The sequence below is a fragment of the Streptococcus phocae genome, from assembly GCF_001302265.1.
Taxonomy (GTDB): Bacteria; Bacillota; Bacilli; order Lactobacillales; family Streptococcaceae; genus Streptococcus; species Streptococcus phocae.
In genome coordinates, this window is the sequence record NZ_LHQM01000013.1 from 22,897 (window position 1) to 43,150 (window position 20,254).

Below are 20,254 nucleotides of genomic sequence, written 5' to 3' on the forward strand. Positions count from 1 at the left end.
GTGAAACAAGTGATGAAATATCTGTCAGAGTTGACCACTTTGATGGCACTTATTGGATTGATGGTTGTTATCACGGTAATGAATCCAAACTTTTTAACCACTAATAATTTATTAAATTTATTGTTACAAGTCACGGCAAATGGCTTCATTGCATTTGGGATGACCTTTGTTATCTTGACAGGAGGGATAGATTTATCTGTAGGGTCTATGCTCGCCTTGTCTAGTGCTCTATCTGCAGGTCTTATCGCATCTGGAGTACCTGTCCCTATAGCGATAGTATTAGCTGTCGGGCTAGGTGCCCTATTAGGCATGCTTAATGGACTCTTAATCGCCTATGGAAGGCTAGCGCCTTTTATTGTTACCTTAGCCACCATGACCATTTTCCGAGGGGCTACCTTGGTGTATACCAATGGAAACCCAGTGACCAAAGGGCTAACAGATTCCTTTTTGTTCCAATTTTTAGGTCAAGGTTACGTGGTAGGGATTCCATTTCCAGTTATTTTGATGGCTATTGTCTTTGTCTTGCTTTACGTATTGCTTCATAAAACAGCTTTTGGGAAGTCTGTTTATGCTTTAGGAGGCAATGAAAAGGCAGCATATATTTCAGGAGTCAACCTAAACAAGGTCAAGGTGATGATTTATACTATTTCAGGGATGATGGCTGCCATTTCTGGCCTCATTGTCACATCACGTTTGAGCTCAGCTCAGCCTACAGCAGGGACGACCTATGAAATGGATGCCATCGCAGCGGTTGTTTTAGGAGGAACTTCACTTGCTGGAGGAAAAGGACGCATCTTAGGAACCTTGATTGGTGCTTTGATTATTGGTGTGCTAAACAATGGTTTAAATATCATTGGCGTGTCTGCTTTTTGGCAACAAGTGGTTAAAGGAGTCGTGATATTAATTGCGGTGTTACTAGATCGCTTTAAAGCCGTTAATTAACGAGTTGTCTCAAAGCCTTAAAAAAGTTATTCATCAACTAAACCAAAGGAGAAAAACATGAAACTTAGAAAAAGAATTGGTCTAATGGCTGCGCTATTATCAGTCGTTTTAGTTTTAGGGGCTTGTGGAAAAACAGGTCTAGGAAATGCGTCTCAGGAGTCAAAAACCGTACAGAAAAAAGCTGCCCGTGATTTGAAGCTAGGAGTTTCCATTTCAACCACCAACAACCCTTATTTTGTTGCGATGAAAGATGGCCTAAGCCATTATGCCGAGAAAGAAAAAGTGACCATCAAGATTACTGATGCCCAAGATGATGCTGCGCGCCAAGCTAATGACGTGCAAACCTTTGTCAGTCAAAATGTTGACGCTATTTTGATTAATCCTGTTGACTCTGATGCCATTGTTCCTGTCATTAAAGCTGCTAACACAGCAAATATTCCAGTTATCCTTATGGACCGAGGCAGTAATGGTGGCGAGGTATTGACAACCGTAGCCTCAGATAATGTGGAAGCTGGCGCAATGGCTGCTGATTACATTGTCAAAGAACTCGGAGAAAAAGCTAAAGCATTTGAATTATCAGGTGTTCCAGGGGCGTCAGCCACTGTTGACCGTGGAAAAGGCTTTAACAAAGTAGCCAAAGAAAAACTAGACATCCTATCTAGTCAGTCTGCTAATTTTGACCGTGCCAAAGCACTAAATACCGCACAAAACATGATTCAAGGGCACAAAGATGTTCAAGTAATCTTTGCCCAAAATGATGAAATGGCTCTAGGAGCAGCACAAGCGGTCAAAGCTGCTGGTCTTGAAAACATTATGATCATCGGTATTGATGGCGAACCAGATGCTCACCAAGCGATTGAAAAAGGAGAGTTATCAGCAACGATTGCTCAACAACCAGCAAAAATGGGAGAAATTGCCATCCAAGCAGCAATTGATTTCTACCAAGGAAAAACAGTTAAGAAAAAAACCATCTCACCTATTTTTCTTGTCACTAAAGAGAACGTCAAGAAATATCAGTGGTAAGTGTTCATAAAAAATCAAAAAGAAGAACCGGTGAGGTTCTTCTTTTTATCACTTCAATCAATTGAGTGTCCGTACGGACAGCGCATCTGATTACAAAAATCAAAAAATAGTGTATAATAAAGCAGTTATGGTCAACGTAATGTCTGACCGAATCCCTATTTTTAAAGGTGATAATCGGACGCATCACATGGATATATGCCATTATGTGTTACCTAATCAAAAACACTAATCTCTCAATGAATAATAACGATTCTTAAGAAAGGAGTCGCATGAAAAAAGAAATTTCACCAGAAATGTATAACTACAATAAGTTTCCTGGGCCAGAATTTGTCCATTTCGACAATCACGTTAAGGCGGCAGATATAGACTTGTTGCTATTAGAAAATGAAAAAAATGCCTTTAACACCACAAGTTTTTCGCAGCGCTTTACAGATATTTTACTAAAATATGATTATATTGTAGGCGACTGGGGCAATGAACAATTGCGCTTAAAAGGCTTTTACAAAGACAAAAATGATGTCAAAAAAACAAGTCGTATTTCACGCTTAGAAGATTACATCAAAGAATTTTGCAATTTTGGTTGTGCTTACTTTGTTTTGGAAAATCCGACGCCAAAAGAAATAGTATATGAAGAAGAGCGTCCACCAAGACGTCGCAGAAGCTCCAAGGCTAACCGCAGAAAGCCTCAGCAAGGGCAAGGTAAAGATAGCAAAGGACCTGTTGTCAACGTCAAGTCAAAAAAAGTAACCAAAGAAAGCATGCTTGAAAAGCAGACCTTTGTTAGCAAAAAACGAAAAGAGTCTTCAAAACCAGCTGCTAAACCAAAGCGTAGTCAACCTACCCAACAGCCAGCTAAAGGCAAGTCTGACCATTTTATTATCAGAAAGAAGGACAATTGATTCATGAAACCATCAATCTACGGCTTAACACGTGACGAGTTAATCGCTTGGGCACTTGAGCGTGGCCAAAAAAAATTCAGAGTAACTCAAATCTGGGACTGGCTCTATAAAAAGCGAGTGCAATCATTTGAGGACATGACCAATATCTCAAAAGACTTCATTGCTTTATTATCCGATGCCTTTTGCATCAATCCATTGAAGCAAAAAATTGTTCAAGAGTCAGCAGATGGTACTGTCAAGTACTTGTTTGAACTGCCAGATGGCATGCTGATTGAGACGGTTTTGATGCGTCAACACTATGGTCACTCTGTTTGTGTGACCACTCAAGTAGGCTGTAACATTGGTTGCACTTTTTGTGCCAGTGGTTTGATTAAAAAACAGCGAGATTTGACCAGCGGAGAAATCACTGCGCAAATCATGATGGTGCAAAAATACTTTGACGAGCGTGCTCAAGACGAACGTGTCAGCCACGTTGTTGTGATGGGGATTGGAGAGCCGTTTGACAATTACGATAATGTCATGCGTTTCCTTCGCACGATTAATGATGACAATGGTTTAGCCATAGGAGCTCGTCACATTACCGTGTCTACCTCAGGTCTTGCTCACAAGATTCGTGACTTTGCAAACGAAGGGGTTCAAGTGAACTTGGCGGTATCCTTGCACGCGCCAAACAATGAGTTGCGCTCAAGTATTATGCGTATCAATCGTTCTTTCCCGTTGGAAAAACTGTTTGCTGCCATTGAGTACTATATTGAAACCACTAATCGTCGTGTCACCTTTGAGTACATCATGCTAAATGAAGTGAACGATGGCGTCAAACAAGCTCAGGAACTGGCAGATTTGACCAAGAATATTCGCAAGCTATCTTATGTGAATTTAATTCCTTACAACCCTGTTTCAGAGCATGACCAATATAGCAGAAGCCCTAAAGAACGCGTATCAGCCTTTTACGATGTGTTGAAGAAAAATGGGGTTAACTGTGTTGTGCGCCAAGAGCATGGAACGGATATTGATGCAGCTTGTGGGCAATTGCGCTCAAACACAATGAAAAAAGAGAAACAAGACTCAGCTCAAACAGCTAAAGCTCAAACAGCTAAAGCTTAAGCAGCCCATGATAGATTTAACAGGATTTCTTAGCCCTAATCATAAGCAAAAAAAGCAATTGCTAGTTTTATGGCTGGTGTCGATTCTTGCCGTGATGGGTCTGTGTTTCACTCCACAACCTCATCTGTTTCAAGGGATTCAAACACCCAATGTGTTAGCTATTGGTCGTCTTCGTCTTTTGCTGGTTCCTTTAAACAGCCTGTGGTCTTTGGGACAACTCAAGGATTTGTCAGAGGTGCTATGGATACTGTCACAAAACGTCATGAACATCTTTTTGCTTTACCCAACGGTTTTTCTAACCCATTGTTTATCAAAAAAGTGGCACAGTGCAGTTAAGAGTTTTCAGCTAGGTTTTTTGATGAGTCTTGGAATCGAGGTGACCCAGCTGATATTAGATATTCTAGTTGATGCCAACCGTGTTTTTGAAATCGATGACCTCTGGACCAATGCCTTGGGCGCTTTATTTGCTTACTACAGTTACCATTTTTTGGTTAAAACCTTACAAAACTAAAAACAGTTAATCCAAACACCTTGTCTTGCACAGGGTGTTTTTTGCACAAAAATTTCAGAAAAAATAAAAATACACATGTAATTAAATAAAATTTAAACAAAAATTATTAAAATTAAACTTAGTTAAAAAATGCAAAGAATATCATTTTTTTGTTGTGAAATTATTTACAAAGTTACATTAAAGTTTTATAATATAAGTGATAGGAGATAGGTAAGCATCGATTTGAGATGTAAAAGTACAGCTAGTCATTGTTTTACACCCATCTTATACCTGAGCGTTAACAAGCCCCTCTAGCAGAGGTTTCTGTTAATAAAAAAATCAGATAGTGATTGTCTACCTAACTTCTATCACTTATTGATACCCACATTGATAATAATGCAAGGAGGAAACATTATGCTTAAATTAAATTCTAATGTTATGGCTGCTAGTGTTGCTGAAGCAACTCAAGTTGCCCCAGGCGGTTGTTGCTGTTGTTGCTGTTGTTCTTGCTGTGTGTCTGTGAATACTGGTAGTGGTAGTTCATCTGGAGGTTCACCAAGTCTTCAACTTCCTAAACAATAACCCTACCTGAGTCAGTTTATTAGTAGGCTTTAGCAGAAAATGTGTTAGTAACTAGCTGTTAATGAGTTTTTAACTAAGGCCCTCTAATAACTACCTGTGATGCTAGTGCTAGAGCCCATCTGGCAACAGGACAACATTGTGTCCTTGTTACATGGGTTGTAGCTGCTAATATCACACCCCCCAGATCTCTCTCTGGGAGATTTGCAAACCGTTTGGTGAGCAATATCAAATTGATGAGCTAATGTTATGGAGAGAGTCAGAATCCTTGATGAGAGGTGTTCTGGTTTAACATGGTATTGTTAGTGGTAATGCGTAAGTGTCTGTGAATACTTACGCATTACTATTATCTATAATAACGAAAATTAGGAATAGTCTTATGCCATTTTTTACCAAAGAAAAGTCCTCACCCCCTGAACAAGCTAAGCTTTCTGTTGAGGATGCTCGCCAATTATTTGAATTTAACACCAATCACTTTTCTTTTTCTGATTACCATCATCAGACGGTGCTAAAAACATCTAAACAGCTCGTTGCTCAGCACTTGATGCCATATGAGTTTGATAATTTGAGTCAACGCTTTCTACAAAATTATAAAAGCAACAACGATTACCTAGGCTTTGAAGTGAGTGTTTCTGAGTTCTTCACGGATTCGGCGATGACAACCTTTAGCAGTAGCCAGTATTTCGAGGATAGTGGTCATATCATTAGCTTGCCAAAAGCTAAAAAACTCTCTGTTGCTTTATCGACTTGTATTGTGAAAAGGCGTAGCCAGCGACAATTTAAAGACCTAGAGATGTCTTTACAAGACCTTGCCAATCTCCTGTATTATGCCTGTGGCGTTAACGATGAGGTTGCCATCAAACCAGGTAGTGATCAAAAAATACCACTGAGAAATTGTGCTTCTGGAGGTGGCTTGTACCCAATCACGCTATTTTTCTACGCACGTCATATAGAACAGTTAACAGATGGCTTTTATGAGTACCTACCTTATCAGCATGCCTTGAGATGTCACCAATTATCTGATGAAGACATCAGGACATTTGCAGAATTTGGCACTATCAATGCCCAAGATAGCAACCTGGTTTTGATTTATGCTTATGATTATCTAAAAAACACTAGAAAATATGGAAATCAAGCGACTGCTTATGCCTTTATCGAAGCAGGAGAAATTGCTCAAAACATCCATCTGACTGCCCTAGCCTTAGTTTATGGTAGCTTGGATATTGGTGGCTATAATAAAGAATATTTAGAAGAAAAACTAGGTTTAGATGGGTTGAGCCAACACGTTATCCACATGACAGTTGTCGGAAATAAGGAGTTTTAATGAAATATCAATTAAATAGTAATGTTCGCATTGTCCAATTTAATGAAACCTTTTGTTTTAGAAAAGGTATTTGGGATTTTAACGAAGCTAGTTTGGATACGAGCCAAGAGTCCCAAGAGTTAAAGGCTGTTTTAAGCACCATTGTGTCAGACCTATTCAAGGGAGAGGCTGTTGACTTATCTGTTTTTGAAAGTCAATTAGATGCAACTGATTTTGCCAAATTAACTGAGGTTATTGACGCCTTGTACTACAGTGATTTTTTGATGGATGAGGATGCTCATAATCTTCAAGAAAATATCATGAAAGTCCTGTTGGGGAATTTCAGATTTATGATAGGCCCTGAAAAAACCATGAATCCTGAGCCTATTTTATTTATCAGCGATATTGACTTTGTCAATGCATCTGCCTTGGCTTTGTCAAAAGAACTTGGACTCAGCCTTGAAGTCGCTAGCGATGACTTAAAGGACCTGATTCAAGAAACAGATGTCTCATCACGTTTAGATGCCTTGACACATCGCCAAAACATGCGCCTTTTGAGCGACAAACTGTCTGCTTACCAAGCCATCGTGGTTTGCCAACAACGGCTGAACATCACGATGGTTCGCCACTTAAATGAAGTGATTGTGGCACTAAAAAAACAATTACTGCTAGGCTATGTGGACGGTCCCTTTATCCATGTTTGTGCCTTGAACCCACCTAAAACAGCAGATTTTGATAGCTTAGAGCGCCGCGTCTTAGCAAGGCTACAAGACCATACCTTGTACCAGCAATTTGCCAATCAGATGCTACCAGCGACCCAATCCGTGAGTCAAGCCTTTTTGCCGTTACTGAACATTTTGATGAATCTCCTGCTTAGCGAAGCCTTTCTTGTTGCTCGTACTGGTAGCTCCAAGTTTGAAGGACGACTCCTCAGCATTTACTTACCAACACTAGAAATCCAAGTACAAGACATTTTGAAGATGTCTAACTCTCAAGCGCAAGGAGCACTGGCAAAACTCAAATACGAAGACCAGCAAATTGCAACACGAGAAGTGGTAAAAGCTCTGCTCAAAGAAGATGAGGTGTAATCCTATGTTGAGATATTACCCATCATTTAACCATGTGTTTTCGGAACTTCGTACCCTGAGTGGCAATAGAACAGGCATTTTAAATCAGTCTCAAGCTCCTATTTGCAACCATCGTCATGACGCTTACCTCAAAAGTGTGACTGGACAAATGCCTGACTACCACAAGCAATTCATTGGTGACGATAGTCAAGTGGCCTATCATATCATTGGTTATGGCAGCCATTACGAAGAAGCACTCATCAAATATTTTGGGGAGAGCATTGAGCGTTATGCCACTATTATCGCTGGAGAACTATTATCTGAAAGAACTATCTATGCTTCTTATCGTGAATTGAGCCAGTCGTATCGGGTCATGTCCTTGGATTATTTGAGGGTGTTTACACCAGAGCAAATTGAAAGAAGCAAGTCTTTTGGCATGAACATGTGTGAAAAAGTCATCACTGAAGATGATGTCCTAGGTTGGGTAAAATGCCCGATGCTCTTTGAAGATGAGGACATGTATGTTCCTGTGCAAATGTTGTGCGTGGGTTACACTCCTAATCACGACGCTGGGGAGGTGCATGCTATCCCAGGATTTTCAACAGGTACAGCGTCTCATAAAAGCCTTGAGGCGGCAATGTGTAACAGCCTGATTGAGTATCTTCAGATTGATTCTATGATGTTGAGCTGGCACACGAAAAAACCTTGCCGTCGCATTCACATAGATGATCCAGACGTCTTAGAACTTTTAGAAGAAGCGCGATTAGGAGTTGATAGCCTTTACGAGATTATTCCTATCGATATGACGGTGGGTGAGGACAACCCTCTGTACACTTTTGGCATTATTTTAAAAAATAAACATCAAGAAGCTCCTTATCTTCTTTTTGGGGTTCAAGCAGGTCTTGACCCAAAAGAAACGCTTTTGAGAGGCATCATGGAAGCATCTGCGATTAGCTATAGTTATTATTATAGCTTGTTGTATAATAGACCATCCTTGTCAAAGATTGAGAGCCCAGAACCGCAGTTTTTAGACTTGGACAGCAATGTGTTTTATTACGCCCATCCAAAACAATTAGAGGAAAAATGGAAAGCCTTTGAGCCACTCATCTCAGGAGAGGTCAGTCTGAGTTCGTTCAAAGATAATAGTGGGCAGTCTAAAAAAGATGACTTAAAAATATTGTTAGCCTATACTAAAAAAGTCAGTCCAGAAGCTGTCTTTTTAGACATGACACCGCCAGAAACCGTTGAAAAGGGCTGGTGTGTGACACGTGTTCTGATGCCAGAATTACTTGAAATGTGCATTCCTGCCTTTCCTTTTGCAAATCACCCACGTATGAAAGCCTTCGGAGGTGTGACCAATGAGCATGTCCATCCTATGCCTTAGCCTTTGTGGTTTACTTGCTACCTTAGCGCCGTCTATTGCGATGCAGGCTATTTTTGGAAAAACAGCCTCTGACTATGGGTTTAATCTCGAGCGTTTTTTAAAAGCGATTAACGCTTACTATGGCTTGGTTTTGTTAGGTATTGCCTTTTTGAGCCCGGCATTTTTTGAACAACAGCCTGGTTTGTCAATGGCAGAGCTAGTGATTTCAGTCACTCTTATTCTTGTGGTCTTTGTGCTAGAAGTGGGTTTCTTGCATGCTTTGCAGTGCAAAAAAGCAAGGCGCTTGCTTCCTTTAAAGTTATCTTTTATGGGAACGAGCTCTAGCATCGGAGGCTTGATAGGTACCTTGACTTTGGCAGCCTTTGAAGAAGTGACGTATCGATGGCTTTGGTTTGGCATTCTGTTAAGAATATGGCATTTGCCGTTAATTTTGGTCATTTTAATCAGCACTTTATGCTATGCCTTAAACCACCTTCTGATGGGGAGTGCCATTTTTTATTCTAAGTTATTGACTGGGTTGAGCTATGGCATCATTTACGGCATGACCATGAGTATTTGGTCAGTTCTCATTGTACACGTTGGTGGTAATTTATTAGTAGGAGGCCTCAGCCTTTATCAAGCAAGGAGGAGGTTGCAATGATTCTTACTTCATTAATGATTGTGCTCCTTTTGTTAGCAGGTGCTACCCTTGTTTTACGAAGACCATCGAATCGCTTTTTAAGACGTGGTCACCTCAAATTGGTGGATTTAGCATCATATGACCAAATGGTTGACTTAGCTCTTATTAGTTGTCAATGTCTTGCAATAGGTTTTCTGCTGCATCAAACAGGTCAGATAGCTTTAGGCAGTTGGTCCTATGATTGGCACTTTTTAGTGTTTTTACTGCTATATCTAGTGGCATTAGTCGAGATGACACTCTTGCTTTTGATTCTTTTTGTTGATGGTTGTTTGCAAACAGATAGTCGCTTGTTATTTCAAAAGATGCGCTGGCTCAGTTTTGATAGAAATCACCCAAGCTTGAGTATACTTCTTATCTTATTAGCAACTATAGGAGATTTTGTCCTGTATATTGTTTTTTTGAGAGGTACTTTAGCACATAATATGACGGGTATGGGGATAGTCATTTTACTCTATGCCATTAGCAAGGCTGTTTATTTTAGAGGAGGAGTGGCTAAGGTCTTAGCTGTGATGCTCTTTTCAGTCATTGGCTTATGGGTCTTGACAGCGACTGTCTTATATGGCGAATTGAGCGCTATTATCCTGCTACTTGTGACCTACACGTTCATTAGCGTTAAGGAGTAGGTTTTTTGGCGGATTAGAAAAGGAAAATTATGAGTATTGTAGAAATAAAAAATGTAAGCAAAGCTTATTCTAACGGAACAAAAGCCGTGAATCAGGTCTCTTTGACGCTAGAAAAAGGGAAAATCTATGGGCTTTTAGGACCTAATGGTGCTGGGAAATCGAGTTTGATTAATCTCGTGTTAAGTCTGACCAAACTGACTTCTGGAGACATTAGCTTATTAGGGCATAGTGTCAAAGACCTCAAAAAAATTAGTTCACAAATTGGATATGTTCCCCAAGATATTGCTATTTATTCTGATTTAACAGCTTATGAAAACGTGGCTTTATTTGGAGCTTTGTACGGCTTAAAAGGAAAAAACTTAAAAGAGAGTGTTCTTGATAGTTTGGCTTTTGTTGGATTAACCGACCAAGCCTATCAATTTCCTAGTCACTTTTCAGGAGGAATGAAACGACGACTAAATATAGCGTGTGCCTTGGTTCATAAGCCACAATTGATTATCTTTGATGAGCCAACTGTAGGGATTGACCCACAATCTAGAAATCATATTTTAGACTCTATTCGCAGTTTAAATGCAAAAGGCGCTACCGTGATTTATACCACTCATTATATGGAAGAAGTGGAAGCACTTTGTGATTACATTTATATCATGGATCATGGCAAAGTTATCGAAGAAGGCAGTAAGGCAGACCTTGAAGAGCGCTATAAGAAGAGTGTTCCTAGTCATATTTTTGTCACTCTAACCGATAAAGAGTCTGTCCAAAAAATCAATAAGCCTAACTGGCAATTAGTGGAAAAAGAAAATGAAACCTTGGTGATGATCAGCAATGACACGATACCAGAAGTTATTGATTATTTGTTGGCAAATGATATCGGATTTAGCGAAATCAGAAATAACCATTTTAATTTAGAAGAAATCTTTTTACACTTAACCGGTAAAAAATTGAGAGATTAGGGGTTGCTATGCTTTTATTTCAGTTAATCAAAAAAGAAAGCCTTCAAATCTTTAGAAACCGAACTGCTTTTATCATGATGGTTGTTTTTCCAATCCTGATGATTTTGATATTGAGTTTTGCTTTTAAATCAAGCTTTAGTACGACCACAGCAGTTCCTAAATTGAAGGTACACTATCAACTAGAAGGTAAAAAAACAGCTTACCAAGAGGGCTTTGTGACGTTTTTAAAATCACTTCATAAAGAGTTAGGCCTAGAGGCTAAACCGAGCAAAAACCTTGCAGCTGACAAGCAAGACGTCAAGGAAGGTTCGCTAACGGCAGTCCTGGAAGTAAAGCCAAACCAGACCATCAATGTGACTACCAATCGCATTAATCAGCAAAATGCTGATTTGATTAATATGTTAGTAGATACCTATGTTGAAAACGCCAAAACCTATGACTCGATTGAAACCCTTTATCCGCAACTCTTGGCTAAAGTCAAGACTAGAACAGTTGATTATGTCACTGTGCGGTCAACCAAGGTTAATAAAAACATGACATCGTCTGATTATTTTGCCATTTCTATGGTGACGATGATTACATTTTATGGCATAATGTCAGCCATGAACTTGGTTTTGGTTGATTACCAAAAAGGTACCTTGAGTCGTATTCGCTTAACAGGTGTCTCAAGCACCAATGTCTTACTGGGGAAATTAATTGGCGGTATGCTTGCGACAGGTGTCCAACTGACTCTTTTATACCTATTTACCCGCTTTGCCATGCAGGTCAATTGGGGAGATCGTCCCCTAGCTATTATGGGACTCATAGGCTCCTTGGTTTACTTGTCAACAGCTATAGGTATTGGGCTAGCCAGTGGCATTCGCAATGATGTCTTTCTCATTGCAGCATCAAATGTTGTGATTCCCATCTTTGCATTCTTAGGTGGTAGTTACATTCCTTTGAGCGTATTTAATAGCGCGTTGCTTAATCAACTGGCAATGATATCACCAATCAAATGGATGAACGACAGCCTCTTTTACCTTATTTTTGGCGGTTCCTTTAACCCCATTGCCATATCCCTTGCGGTTAATGTGGGCGTAGGCACCTGCTTTATATTATTTGCCTTATTTAGCATGAGAAAGCAGGTGACGCTATGATAGCCTTTATTAAGACACTTTTCATCAAGAAATGCCGTGCTAAATCGAGCTATGTGACCTTTATTTTTCTACCGATTTTGACTACCTTGCTTGCCTTATCGCTGAGTTTTGGAGGGGATGTCCCCGCTAAAATAGGGATTTTAGACAAGGACAATAGTCGCGTGTCAAAAACTTTTGTGAATCATATCAAAGACAATGAAAAATATGATATTTATACCAAGTTAGATGAAAAAGCCATTAATCAGTACCTTCAGGACAAATCGCTAGAGGCTGTTTTAGTACTGGACAAAGGCTTTGAAGACAAGGTGCTGACAGGGCAAACACAAAAGCTACAGTTAGAGGCTGTTGCAGGAAGTCAGACGACAGAGTGGTTCAAAGCACACGTTAACTATTTGTTAGAATATTACAATACCATAGGCGATGTTGCTAAAGGGGATAAGACTATTTTTAACAACATTTTGAAACAGAATAAGGCTTTGCCATACGGTGTTACAAAAAAACAACTGGCAGACCGCTCGCACAGCAAATCGGTCTCAGCTAGAAGTACTGGTTTTTTGTTAATCTTAATGTTGGGAAGTTCTAGTGTAATTTATAGTGCCATCCTCACCGACAAAAACCGTCGGCTATATGACCGTTTGATATTGACTAAAATCACCAAATTACAATACCTCTTGAGTTATGTTTGTCTGGGGCTCTTGGCCTATACCATACAGATTGCCATTATCATTGGTGTTTTGAAAGTAATAAACATTAGTTTCTACATTCCTTGGTATATTTTACTGCTTACTTTCTATTTATATGCATTATTGTCGATAGGCTTTGGTCTATTTGTTGGAGCGGTGTCGCAAAATCCCCAACAAAGTAGCCAATTATCCAATTTGATCATCATGCCTTCGTCAATGTTGGCAGGGTGTTTATGGCCGTTGAGCATCACGCCACCCTACATGCAGGCTATCGGGAAATTACTACCACAAAATTGGGTCTTGTCTATTATCGAAGGCTATCAGTCTGGAGCCAATATCGTTGCAGTAGCTCCTTACTTGCTTGCTTTAGGAGTGATGTCAGCAAGTTTGATTGTGTTTTCTAGTTTACTGATGAAACCGCAAAACACTCAATAAACATTGAATCACCAAGTGCACTAGACACTTGGTGATTTTTGTTTGATTTGTTAGGTTAGAGCAACAAAAGCTCAAATGCAAGACTTGTAACCAAACCAAACGTTAGATAAGGAATAAAAGGAATTGATTTGGCTTTAGAGAAAAAGCAACAAATCAGACCTGTTAGACTTCCTATCTGAACCACCCAAATTAGAGAAATAAACGGTATAGCCAAGGCTAAAGTGGCTAGGTATAAAAAATCTCCTGCACCTATCTGCAGAGGAATTAGACAAGCAAGCATAGCCAAGATCAAAAATCCTAAAGCTGTTGCATTGATGGTGTAAAAAGGCAAAAGAGCAGTGAAGCTCAGCAGCCAAAGGGCCAAAGGATACTCCTTAGCTGTCCAGTCAAATAAACTCAATAGCAGAGACAAACAGACCAGATAAAGTGCTGTCAGAGACAAATAGCCCCAAAGAGTCATTACACAAAGACAGCCAGTAATGACTTCTAAAAAGTTTGGGAAAACAAGGGGCTTACGATAGCAATTGGTAAATGGGCGACACCAAAAAGAAAGCTTGTTAGGCATTGAGGTAAGGATTGTTTTGGTTGCATTGTCCGAAAACCAGTACCAAATGCCTCTTAACCAGTTGCCTAAAAGCATGCCGATATAAAAGATAAAAATAGTTTCCATAACTATTTATTCGAAAATAAGTTAAATACTTGAATTTTTTTGAGCATCGTTATACAATAGACTTATAAAACGATAACGATTCTAATTAAGAGCGTTTTCGTAGTGTCGAATTGCGATGATAGGGCTCTAAACACGGTGGCAATAGCTGCTATGTGACCCCTTGAACATCCGATTCATGCCCTTTTACGATAACATAAGGAGAATGACTATGACAAACACACTTGTTGAAAATATCTATGCCTCAATAACACATAACATTTCAAAAAAAGAAGCTTCAAAAAATGAAAAAACCAAAGCTGTTTTAAATCAAGCAGTAGCAGATCTTTCAGTAGCGGCATCTATTGTTCATCAAATTCACTGGTATATGCGTGGTCCAGGCTTCTTGTATCTTCATCCAAAAATGGATGAATTGCTAGACGGTTTGAACGCAAACCTAGATGTGATGAGCGAACGCTTGATCACTATTGGTGGTGCACCTTATTCAACATTGGCAGAGTTTACACAACACTCTAAACTAGATGAGAGCAAAGGAAGCTTTGACAAATCAATGGCGCAACACTTAGCAAGATTAGTTGAGGTTTACCTATACCTTAACAGCCTTTACGAAGTTGGTTTGACCATTACTGAAGAAGAAGGCGATGACGCTACTAATGACCTATTCACCGCAGCTAAAACTGACGCTGAAAAAATCATTTGGATGCTACAAGCAGAACGTGGACAAGGTCCAGCAATCTTCTAATTTTACGATTTAAGACATTGTTAACAAGACTGAGGAGGAGCCTGAAGGGCCCCTCCTTTTTTGTGACGTGTCCAAATAAAGGGCAGAAACAGAAAATAATCCTAAAAATTCAGAAAGCGATTGCACTATTATCTTGAAATTTTTAGTATAATTTGCTAAAATTTACTTTATATGAAAACATTATATGATGTGCAGCAATTATTGAAACGGTTTGGCATTTTTACCTATATCGGAAAACGTCTCTATGACATTGAGATGATGAAGATAGAGCTTAAACGACTGTATGATAATGGTCTATTAGAAAAAGATGATTATCTTCATGCAGAACTGATTTTGCGACGTGAGCATAAACTAGAAATGGAAAAAGAAGGACGGAAAAATGACTAGAAAATTACTTGGGATTGACTTAGGGGGAACAACTGTTAAATTTGGTGTTTTGACCCTTGATGGAGAAGTGCAAGAAAAATGGGCTATTGAAACAAATGTTTTAGATGGCGGTAAGCACATCGTGCCAGACATCATTGCTTCTTTGAAGCACCGTTTGGAGATGTATGGGCTAACAAAAGACAATTTTGTAGGAATTGGCATGGGCTCTCCAGGAGCTGTGGACAGAGACTCAAATACGGTCACAGGAGCCTTTAACCTTAATTGGAAAGGCACCCAAGAAGTCGGCTCAGTCATTGAAAAAGAGCTAGGAATTCCCTTTGCGATTGATAATGATGCTAATGTAGCGGCTCTTGGCGAACGTTGGGTAGGTGCTGGCGAAAATAATCCTGATGTTGTCTTTATGACTTTAGGAACCGGTGTTGGAGGAGGCATCATTGCAGATGGCAATCTTATCCACGGAGTAGCTGGTGCAGGTGGCGAAATTGGTCACATCATCGTTGAACCACAAAATGGCTTTTTGTGCACCTGTGGGTCGTACGGCTGTTTAGAGACTGTGGCTTCTGCTACTGGTGTGGTCAAAGTAGCTCGTTTGTTAGCGGAGTCCTATGAAGGCGATTCACCTATCAAGGCTGCCATTGATAATGGTGACACTGTTACGAGTAAAGATATTTTTATGGCTGCAGAGTCAGGCGATGCTTTTGCCGATTCTGTGGTAGAAAAAGTTAGTTATTATTTAGGTTTGGCTTCTGCTAATATTTCAAACATTCTAAACCCTGATTCGGTTGTTATCGGTGGAGGTGTTTCAGCAGCGGGAGAATTTTTGCGCTCACGTATTGAGAAATACTTTATGACCTTCACATTCCCACAAGTTAAGCAATCAACCAAAGTTAAAATTGCTGAGCTTGGTAACGATGCCGGTATTATTGGAGCAGCTAGTCTAGCGAGACAGTTTATAGCAGAATAGGAGTTAGCGATGTCACCACTTACAGTTATTGGATGGGCTTTAATAGTTGCCATTATAGCTTATTACATTTGGAATTACTTTACCTTTAAAAAAATGGCTAAGCAGATTGACAACGACACATTTAAAGAACTGATGCGAAAAGGCCAAGTTATCGATTTGAGAGAGCCTTCGGCTTTTCAGAATAAGCACATTTTAGGAGCTAGAAATTTCCCTCCACAGCAGTTTGCAGCCTCCATCACAGCCTTACGCAAGGATAAGCCGGTGCTTTTATATGAAAACATGCAGCCTCAATACCGCATTAAAGCAACGAAACGATTAAGAAAAGCAGGCTTTACAGATATCTATATTTTAAAAGATGGTCTAGATTATTGGGATGGCAAAGTAAAATAAGTCATCAAAAGCCAAAAAAATGATGATAAAAAGTTAGGTAATCGATGAGAATTATTCCGTCAATACCTAGCTTTTTGAGTTTTCATGAGTACAATAAAGAGACCTACTTTAAAGTAGGTCTCTTTATTGTACTAGACTCATTTAACTTCACGTTCTCACCAACTAAAGCTGAGTATAGGGATAGAGATTTTTTGTTTACTCTAAACCATTAGAATTTTTGTGAGATAGTAGCCAATTCCCATCTTCTTGTTTGACAAAGTCTAAATTAACACTTTTATAATCAGATGCTCCCATATTGTCATATGTAACATACATAGAAGTATAGTCTCCTGATGTTGATTCTGATTTATTTTTTGGTTCTCCAAATTTAGCTAAAACGTCGTTGTAATTTGTTCCACCTGCACCACTAAAAGAGTCGCCAACAATAAGTCCATCATAATCTGACTTTTTCCATTTGAAAGATTCTTCGGCTTTCTTTTGATCATCTTTAATTTTCTTATCAACTTTTTTAACAGAATTATCGACGGATTTACTAACTTTATCTAAAGCTGTTCCGTACATTGATTGCGTCACTAATACAATAGCTATTGCTATAATTGAAAGAATAATCCCAATTATAGATAACATTTTATTGTTTTTTCTATTAATTATTAAGGAAGTAAAACCAAGTATTAAAGCTGGTATCGCAATAATGAACGATAAATTGTTTAAGATCGGTATCCAAGATCCTAATAAAGCTAATATGCCCAAAATAATAGCTAAAATTCCCAACATCTTTTTCTCACTTTTGTTTTCCATGAAAACATCTCCTTTCAGCTTGCTTTTAACGTGGTTCAAGCATTACACGTATATATAAATCTAAAATCCTGATAATGGGTTTTAGATTAGTTCTTCTATTCATTTTCATTTAAATTATACCATAGAAGAAGAGTTGTGGAAATTATGGATGCGCGTAAAGAAAGTTTATAGAGGGGTTGAAAATGATGTAAAGCAAAATAGATTAAGATTCTGCAATTTGGTACAAATGTGCACTATCGGCACTCGTTTTTAAGAGTTTCACTGTAAGGATTATTATGAAGTTTAATAGCTTCGGATGTATTTTCTTCAACTCTGATTTATCTATTAATAGATAAATCAGAGTTAGAAAAGGTTCAATAGCTAAAGCAAAATCATTAAATGCATCTTTTTTATGTCTAAAATGTAACAGATTAGAGGTGTTACAAACAGATAAAAAGGTAGTGATTCCTGATTACCCTACGAGGGAATTAGAACTGTGATATTGTGGTGTTAGAGTTGCTGGATGATATATGGACGCAGTTAAAAGGGTGCTAAAAAGGGGTCAAAAATTACGTAAAACTCGATTTTTAATGATTAAAAGAAAGAATTACCACTTAATCAAAACGTTTACTTAGAGCCTTTTAGGGAAAATGCGTGCAATTTTAATCAGCAAGTGTTATACTTATCTAGTTAAAAATATTTATGCTACAAGAGGAAAAAATGACAAAATTTAGAGAAGATATCCGTAACGTTGCAATCATTGCTCACGTTGACCACGGAAAAACTACACTCGTTGATGAATTACTAAAACAATCACACACACTAGATGAGCGTAAAGAACTCCAAGAGCGTGCGATGGATTCCAACGATATCGAAAAAGAGCGTGGGATTACCATCCTAGCTAAAAATACTGCGGTGTCTTATAAAGACACACGTATCAACATCATGGACACACCAGGCCATGCGGACTTTGGTGGAGAAGTTGAACGTATCATGAAAATGGTTGACGGGGTTGTGCTTGTCGTAGACGCTTACGAAGGAACAATGCCTCAAACACGATTTGTTTTGAAAAAAGCTTTAGAGCAAAATTTAATCCCGATTGTTGTTGTTAACAAAATCGATAAACCTTCAGCACGTCCAGCAGAAGTTGTTGACGAAGTGCTTGAATTGTTCATCGAGCTTGGTGCTGATGACGAACAGTTAGAATTCCCAGTTGTTTATGCGTCAGCGATTAATGGAACGTCATCACTATCAGATGATCCTGCTGATCAAATCAAAACAATGGAACCTGTCTTTGATACGATTATCGAGCATATTCCAGCACCTGTGGATAATTCAGACGAGCCACTTCAGTTCCAAGTGTCACTACTTGACTATAATGATTTTGTGGGACGTATCGGGATTGGTCGTATTTTCCGAGGTTCTATCAAAGTTGGCGATAACGTAACGCTTTCTAAATTAGACCGATCAACAAAGAATTTCCGTGTTACCAAATTGTTTGGTTTCTTTGGACTTGAACGTCGTGAAATCCAAGAAGCAAAAGCGGGTGATTTGATTGCCGTTTCAGGGATGGAAGACATCTTTGTCGGGGAAACCATCACACCAACCAATGCCATTGATCCGCTACCAATTCTTCGTATTGATGAGCCAACTCTTCAAATGACTTTCTTGGTTAATAACTCGCCATTTGCAGGTCGCGAAGGAAAATGGATTACTTCTCGTAAAATTGAAGAACGTTTACTTGCTGAATTGCAAACAGACGTGTCCCTTCGTGTTGAAGCGACAGATTCTCCTGATAAATGGAGAGTATCTGGTCGTGGAGAGTTGCATTTGTCAATCTTGATTGAAACCATGCGTCGTGAAGGCTATGAGATACAAGTGTCACGTCCAGAAGTTATTATCAAAGAGGTTGATGGCGTAAGATGTGAGCCTTTTGAAAGGGTTCAAATTGACACCCCGGAAGAATACCAAGGGGCTATAATTCAATCGCTTTCAGAGCGTAAGGGTGACATGCTTGACATGCAAATTGTTGGGAATGGTCAAACACGTCTTAGCTTCTTGATTCCAGCTCGTGGCTTAATTGGATACTCAACTGAGTTTCTATCAATGACACGCGGCTATGGTATCATGAACCACACCTTTGACCAATACCTCCCAGTTGTTTCTGGAGAGATTGGTGGACGTCATCGTGGTGCCTTGGTTTCTATTGATACTGGTAAAGCAACAACTTACTCAATCATGCGTGTTGAGGAACGTGGAACTATTTTTGTTAACCCAGGAACTGAAGTTTACGAGGGAATGATTGTCGGTGAACACTCACGCGATAACGACCTAGGTGTGAACATCACAACGGCAAAACAAATGACCAATGTTCGTTCTGCTAACAAGGACCAAACCTCTGTGATTAAAACGCCACGTATTCTGACGCTTGAAGAATCACTTGAATTCTTGAACGATGACGAATACATGGAAGTAACTCCAGAATCGATTCGTTTGCGAAAACAAATCCTAAATAAAGCAGCGCGTGACAAAGCTAGCAAAAAGAAAAAATCATCTGAGTAAGCTCTAAGGACTGAAACAGGTAATACGAAGATTTCTAGAAGGTCTCTTGACGTCTTTGTTGCTACTAGAATCGAAAGGGGACGAACGTGTTTTATTTGATCATTGCCATCCTAATCATTTCTTATTACCTATTCATGGCGCCAAAAAGTGTTCAAAACACGCTTGGAATGATTGGCCTGGTTGGACTTGTGGCCTTGCTGATTGTTTTAGCAGGACTCAGTTTTATAAAAATAATGCAAACCCCGCCAGAGATTTTTGTCGGCCTTGCCATGATGGTATTGGGATACTATGCTTTGAAAGATCTTTCAAAGATGCCTAAAAAGTCTAAAAAGTAATCACAGACCAGGAGTAGTTTCCTGGTCTTTTGCGTATTTACTCAACTGTTTAAACCTCCTATGGGCAGAATCCTAGCCGTTTTAAATCTTGAAAAAGCATTAAAATAAAGGTAAAATATAAAGAAATAGA

At 39.2% G+C, this 20,254-nt stretch carries 22 protein-coding genes; 20 read left to right on the plus strand and 2 right to left on the minus strand.

The genetic code is table 11. The annotated features are described in order from the left end of the window. From AKK44_RS04230 to AKK44_RS04290, 14 genes are all read left to right on the plus strand, one after another. Nucleotides 1–942 carry an ABC transporter permease subunit gene (locus tag AKK44_RS04230; RefSeq protein ID WP_054278660.1) on the plus strand — a complete coding sequence of 314 codons (942 nt, stop codon included), beginning with the start codon at nt 1–3 and terminating at the stop codon, nt 940–942. A 57-nt stretch (nt 943–999) separates the two neighbouring features. After that, complete coding sequence (locus tag AKK44_RS04235) at nt 1,000–1,965, plus strand: substrate-binding domain-containing protein (RefSeq protein WP_054278661.1); 966 nt, start codon at nt 1,000–1,002, stop codon at nt 1,963–1,965. Nucleotides 1,966–2,234: 269 nt separating this feature from the next. Further along, entirely contained in the window at nt 2,235–2,864 is a 630-nt protein-coding gene (locus AKK44_RS04240; RefSeq protein WP_054278662.1) for a YutD family protein, read from the plus strand. Nucleotides 2,865–2,867: 3 nt separating this feature from the next. Next, a complete protein-coding gene (gene rlmN, locus AKK44_RS04245; RefSeq protein WP_054278663.1) occupies nt 2,868–3,968 on the plus strand; it encodes a 23S rRNA (adenine(2503)-C(2))-methyltransferase RlmN in 1,101 nt (366 codons plus the stop codon). Between the two features lie 7 nt (nt 3,969–3,975). Next, nucleotides 3,976–4,479: a VanZ family protein gene (locus AKK44_RS04250; RefSeq protein WP_054278664.1), complete on the plus strand. Its 504-nt coding sequence runs from the start codon at nt 3,976–3,978 to the stop codon at nt 4,477–4,479. Nucleotides 4,480–4,896: 417 nt separating this feature from the next. Beyond that, nucleotides 4,897–5,040, plus strand: a complete 144-nt coding sequence (locus tag AKK44_RS08655; protein WP_330218226.1) for a streptolysin S family TOMM toxin — start codon at nt 4,897–4,899, stop codon at nt 5,038–5,040. A 376-nt stretch (nt 5,041–5,416) separates the two neighbouring features. Continuing rightward, nucleotides 5,417–6,361 (plus strand): SagB/ThcOx family dehydrogenase, encoded by a 945-nt coding sequence (locus AKK44_RS04255; RefSeq protein WP_037596220.1) that lies wholly within the window; start codon nt 5,417–5,419, stop codon nt 6,359–6,361. Further along, nucleotides 6,361–7,428 (plus strand): streptolysin associated protein SagC, encoded by a 1,068-nt coding sequence (locus tag AKK44_RS04260; RefSeq protein ID WP_054278665.1) that lies wholly within the window; start codon nt 6,361–6,363, stop codon nt 7,426–7,428. Before AKK44_RS04255 ends, AKK44_RS04260 begins: the two co-directional genes overlap by 1 nt. A 4-nt stretch (nt 7,429–7,432) precedes the next feature. After that, on the plus strand, nt 7,433–8,791 hold the full coding sequence (locus AKK44_RS04265; protein ID WP_054278666.1) for a YcaO-like family protein: 1,359 nt from the start codon (nt 7,433–7,435) through the stop codon (nt 8,789–8,791). Beyond that, nucleotides 8,772–9,431: a CPBP family intramembrane glutamic endopeptidase gene (locus AKK44_RS04270; RefSeq protein ID WP_330218225.1), complete on the plus strand. Its 660-nt coding sequence runs from the start codon at nt 8,772–8,774 to the stop codon at nt 9,429–9,431. The genes AKK44_RS04265 and AKK44_RS04270 overlap by 20 nt, the downstream gene beginning before the upstream one ends. Next, nucleotides 9,428–10,093 carry a SagF family protein gene (locus tag AKK44_RS04275; protein WP_054278668.1) on the plus strand — a complete coding sequence of 222 codons (666 nt, stop codon included), beginning with the start codon at nt 9,428–9,430 and terminating at the stop codon, nt 10,091–10,093. The genes AKK44_RS04270 and AKK44_RS04275 overlap by 4 nt, the downstream gene beginning before the upstream one ends. A gap of 29 nt (nt 10,094–10,122) precedes the next feature. Then, a complete protein-coding gene (locus AKK44_RS04280; RefSeq protein WP_054278669.1) occupies nt 10,123–11,046 on the plus strand; it encodes an ABC transporter ATP-binding protein in 924 nt (307 codons plus the stop codon). An 8-nt stretch (nt 11,047–11,054) separates the two neighbouring features. Further along, the gene (locus AKK44_RS04285; RefSeq protein WP_054278670.1) at nt 11,055–12,182 is read left to right on the plus strand and encodes a SagG family ABC transporter permease subunit; all 1,128 of its coding nucleotides are present in this window, start codon (nt 11,055–11,057) and stop codon (nt 12,180–12,182) included. Continuing rightward, nucleotides 12,179–13,300 (plus strand): ABC transporter permease, encoded by a 1,122-nt coding sequence (locus AKK44_RS04290; RefSeq protein ID WP_054278671.1) that lies wholly within the window; start codon nt 12,179–12,181, stop codon nt 13,298–13,300. Before AKK44_RS04285 ends, AKK44_RS04290 begins: the two co-directional genes overlap by 4 nt. 55 nt (nt 13,301–13,355) lie before the next feature. Here the strand turns inward: AKK44_RS04290 and AKK44_RS04295 are convergent, their stop codons facing one another. Then, nucleotides 13,356–13,970: an A24 family peptidase gene (locus AKK44_RS04295; protein ID WP_236686656.1), complete on the minus strand. Its 615-nt coding sequence runs from the start codon at nt 13,968–13,970 to the stop codon at nt 13,356–13,358. Between the two features lie 208 nt (nt 13,971–14,178). Here AKK44_RS04295 and AKK44_RS04300 point away from each other — a divergent pair, with 208 nt between their 5' ends. From AKK44_RS04300 to AKK44_RS04315, 4 genes are all read left to right on the plus strand, one after another. Next, on the plus strand, nt 14,179–14,709 hold the full coding sequence (locus tag AKK44_RS04300) for a Dps family protein (protein WP_037596344.1): 531 nt from the start codon (nt 14,179–14,181) through the stop codon (nt 14,707–14,709). A gap of 171 nt (nt 14,710–14,880) precedes the next feature. Further along, on the plus strand, nt 14,881–15,096 hold the full coding sequence (locus tag AKK44_RS04305) for a YqgQ family protein (protein WP_037596346.1): 216 nt from the start codon (nt 14,881–14,883) through the stop codon (nt 15,094–15,096). Beyond that, nucleotides 15,089–16,060, plus strand: a complete 972-nt coding sequence (locus AKK44_RS04310) for an ROK family glucokinase (protein ID WP_054278673.1) — start codon at nt 15,089–15,091, stop codon at nt 16,058–16,060. The genes AKK44_RS04305 and AKK44_RS04310 overlap by 8 nt, the downstream gene beginning before the upstream one ends. A gap of 9 nt (nt 16,061–16,069) precedes the next feature. Further along, the gene (locus AKK44_RS04315; RefSeq protein WP_054278674.1) at nt 16,070–16,450 is read left to right on the plus strand and encodes a rhodanese-like domain-containing protein; all 381 of its coding nucleotides are present in this window, start codon (nt 16,070–16,072) and stop codon (nt 16,448–16,450) included. Nucleotides 16,451–16,645: 195 nt separating this feature from the next. Here AKK44_RS04315 and AKK44_RS04320 read toward each other — a convergent pair whose 3' ends face one another. Beyond that, nucleotides 16,646–17,248, minus strand: a complete 603-nt coding sequence (locus AKK44_RS04320; protein ID WP_054278675.1) for a hypothetical protein — start codon at nt 17,246–17,248, stop codon at nt 16,646–16,648. A gap of 699 nt (nt 17,249–17,947) precedes the next feature. Between AKK44_RS04320 and typA the strand changes: the two genes are divergently transcribed. Both typA and AKK44_RS04330 read left to right on the plus strand, forming a co-directional pair. Further along, nucleotides 17,948–19,789: a translational GTPase TypA gene (typA, locus tag AKK44_RS04325; RefSeq protein ID WP_037596352.1), complete on the plus strand. Its 1,842-nt coding sequence runs from the start codon at nt 17,948–17,950 to the stop codon at nt 19,787–19,789. A gap of 86 nt (nt 19,790–19,875) precedes the next feature. Then, the gene (locus tag AKK44_RS04330) at nt 19,876–20,124 is read left to right on the plus strand and encodes a DUF3165 family protein (RefSeq protein WP_037596355.1); all 249 of its coding nucleotides are present in this window, start codon (nt 19,876–19,878) and stop codon (nt 20,122–20,124) included. The last annotated feature ends 130 nt before the right edge of the window (nt 20,125–20,254 follow it).

What these genes read in the sequence shown, in the direction of transcription:
- AKK44_RS04260 (WP_054278665.1), top strand. Translation starts at nt 6,361, where the DNA reads ATGAAATATCAATTAAATAGTAATGTTCGCATTGTCCAATTTAATGAA.
- AKK44_RS04250 (WP_054278664.1), top strand. Translation starts at nt 3,976, where the DNA reads ATGATAGATTTAACAGGATTTCTTAGCCCTAATCATAAGCAAAAAAAG.
- AKK44_RS08655 (WP_330218226.1), top strand. Translation starts at nt 4,897, where the DNA reads ATGGCTGCTAGTGTTGCTGAAGCAACTCAAGTTGCCCCAGGCGGTTGT.
- AKK44_RS04265 (WP_054278666.1), top strand. Translation starts at nt 7,433, where the DNA reads ATGTTGAGATATTACCCATCATTTAACCATGTGTTTTCGGAACTTCGT.
- AKK44_RS04280 (WP_054278669.1), top strand. Translation starts at nt 10,123, where the DNA reads ATGAGTATTGTAGAAATAAAAAATGTAAGCAAAGCTTATTCTAACGGA.
- AKK44_RS04255 (WP_037596220.1), top strand. Translation starts at nt 5,417, where the DNA reads ATGCCATTTTTTACCAAAGAAAAGTCCTCACCCCCTGAACAAGCTAAG.
- AKK44_RS04320 (WP_054278675.1), bottom strand. Translation starts at nt 17,248, where the DNA reads ATGGAAAACAAAAGTGAGAAAAAGATGTTGGGAATTTTAGCTATTATT.
- AKK44_RS04270 (WP_330218225.1), top strand. Translation starts at nt 8,772, where the DNA reads ATGTCCATCCTATGCCTTAGCCTTTGTGGTTTACTTGCTACCTTAGCG.
- rlmN (WP_054278663.1), top strand. Translation starts at nt 2,868, where the DNA reads ATGAAACCATCAATCTACGGCTTAACACGTGACGAGTTAATCGCTTGG.
- AKK44_RS04305 (WP_037596346.1), top strand. Translation starts at nt 14,881, where the DNA reads ATGAAAACATTATATGATGTGCAGCAATTATTGAAACGGTTTGGCATT.
- AKK44_RS04295 (WP_236686656.1), bottom strand. Translation starts at nt 13,970, where the DNA reads ATGGAAACTATTTTTATCTTTTATATCGGCATGCTTTTAGGCAACTGG.
- typA (WP_037596352.1), top strand. Translation starts at nt 17,948, where the DNA reads ATGACAAAATTTAGAGAAGATATCCGTAACGTTGCAATCATTGCTCAC.
- AKK44_RS04315 (WP_054278674.1), top strand. Translation starts at nt 16,070, where the DNA reads ATGTCACCACTTACAGTTATTGGATGGGCTTTAATAGTTGCCATTATA.
- AKK44_RS04290 (WP_054278671.1), top strand. Translation starts at nt 12,179, where the DNA reads ATGATAGCCTTTATTAAGACACTTTTCATCAAGAAATGCCGTGCTAAA.
- AKK44_RS04285 (WP_054278670.1), top strand. Translation starts at nt 11,055, where the DNA reads ATGCTTTTATTTCAGTTAATCAAAAAAGAAAGCCTTCAAATCTTTAGA.
- AKK44_RS04240 (WP_054278662.1), top strand. Translation starts at nt 2,235, where the DNA reads ATGAAAAAAGAAATTTCACCAGAAATGTATAACTACAATAAGTTTCCT.
- AKK44_RS04300 (WP_037596344.1), top strand. Translation starts at nt 14,179, where the DNA reads ATGACAAACACACTTGTTGAAAATATCTATGCCTCAATAACACATAAC.
- AKK44_RS04235 (WP_054278661.1), top strand. Translation starts at nt 1,000, where the DNA reads ATGAAACTTAGAAAAAGAATTGGTCTAATGGCTGCGCTATTATCAGTC.
- AKK44_RS04310 (WP_054278673.1), top strand. Translation starts at nt 15,089, where the DNA reads ATGACTAGAAAATTACTTGGGATTGACTTAGGGGGAACAACTGTTAAA.
- AKK44_RS04275 (WP_054278668.1), top strand. Translation starts at nt 9,428, where the DNA reads ATGATTCTTACTTCATTAATGATTGTGCTCCTTTTGTTAGCAGGTGCT.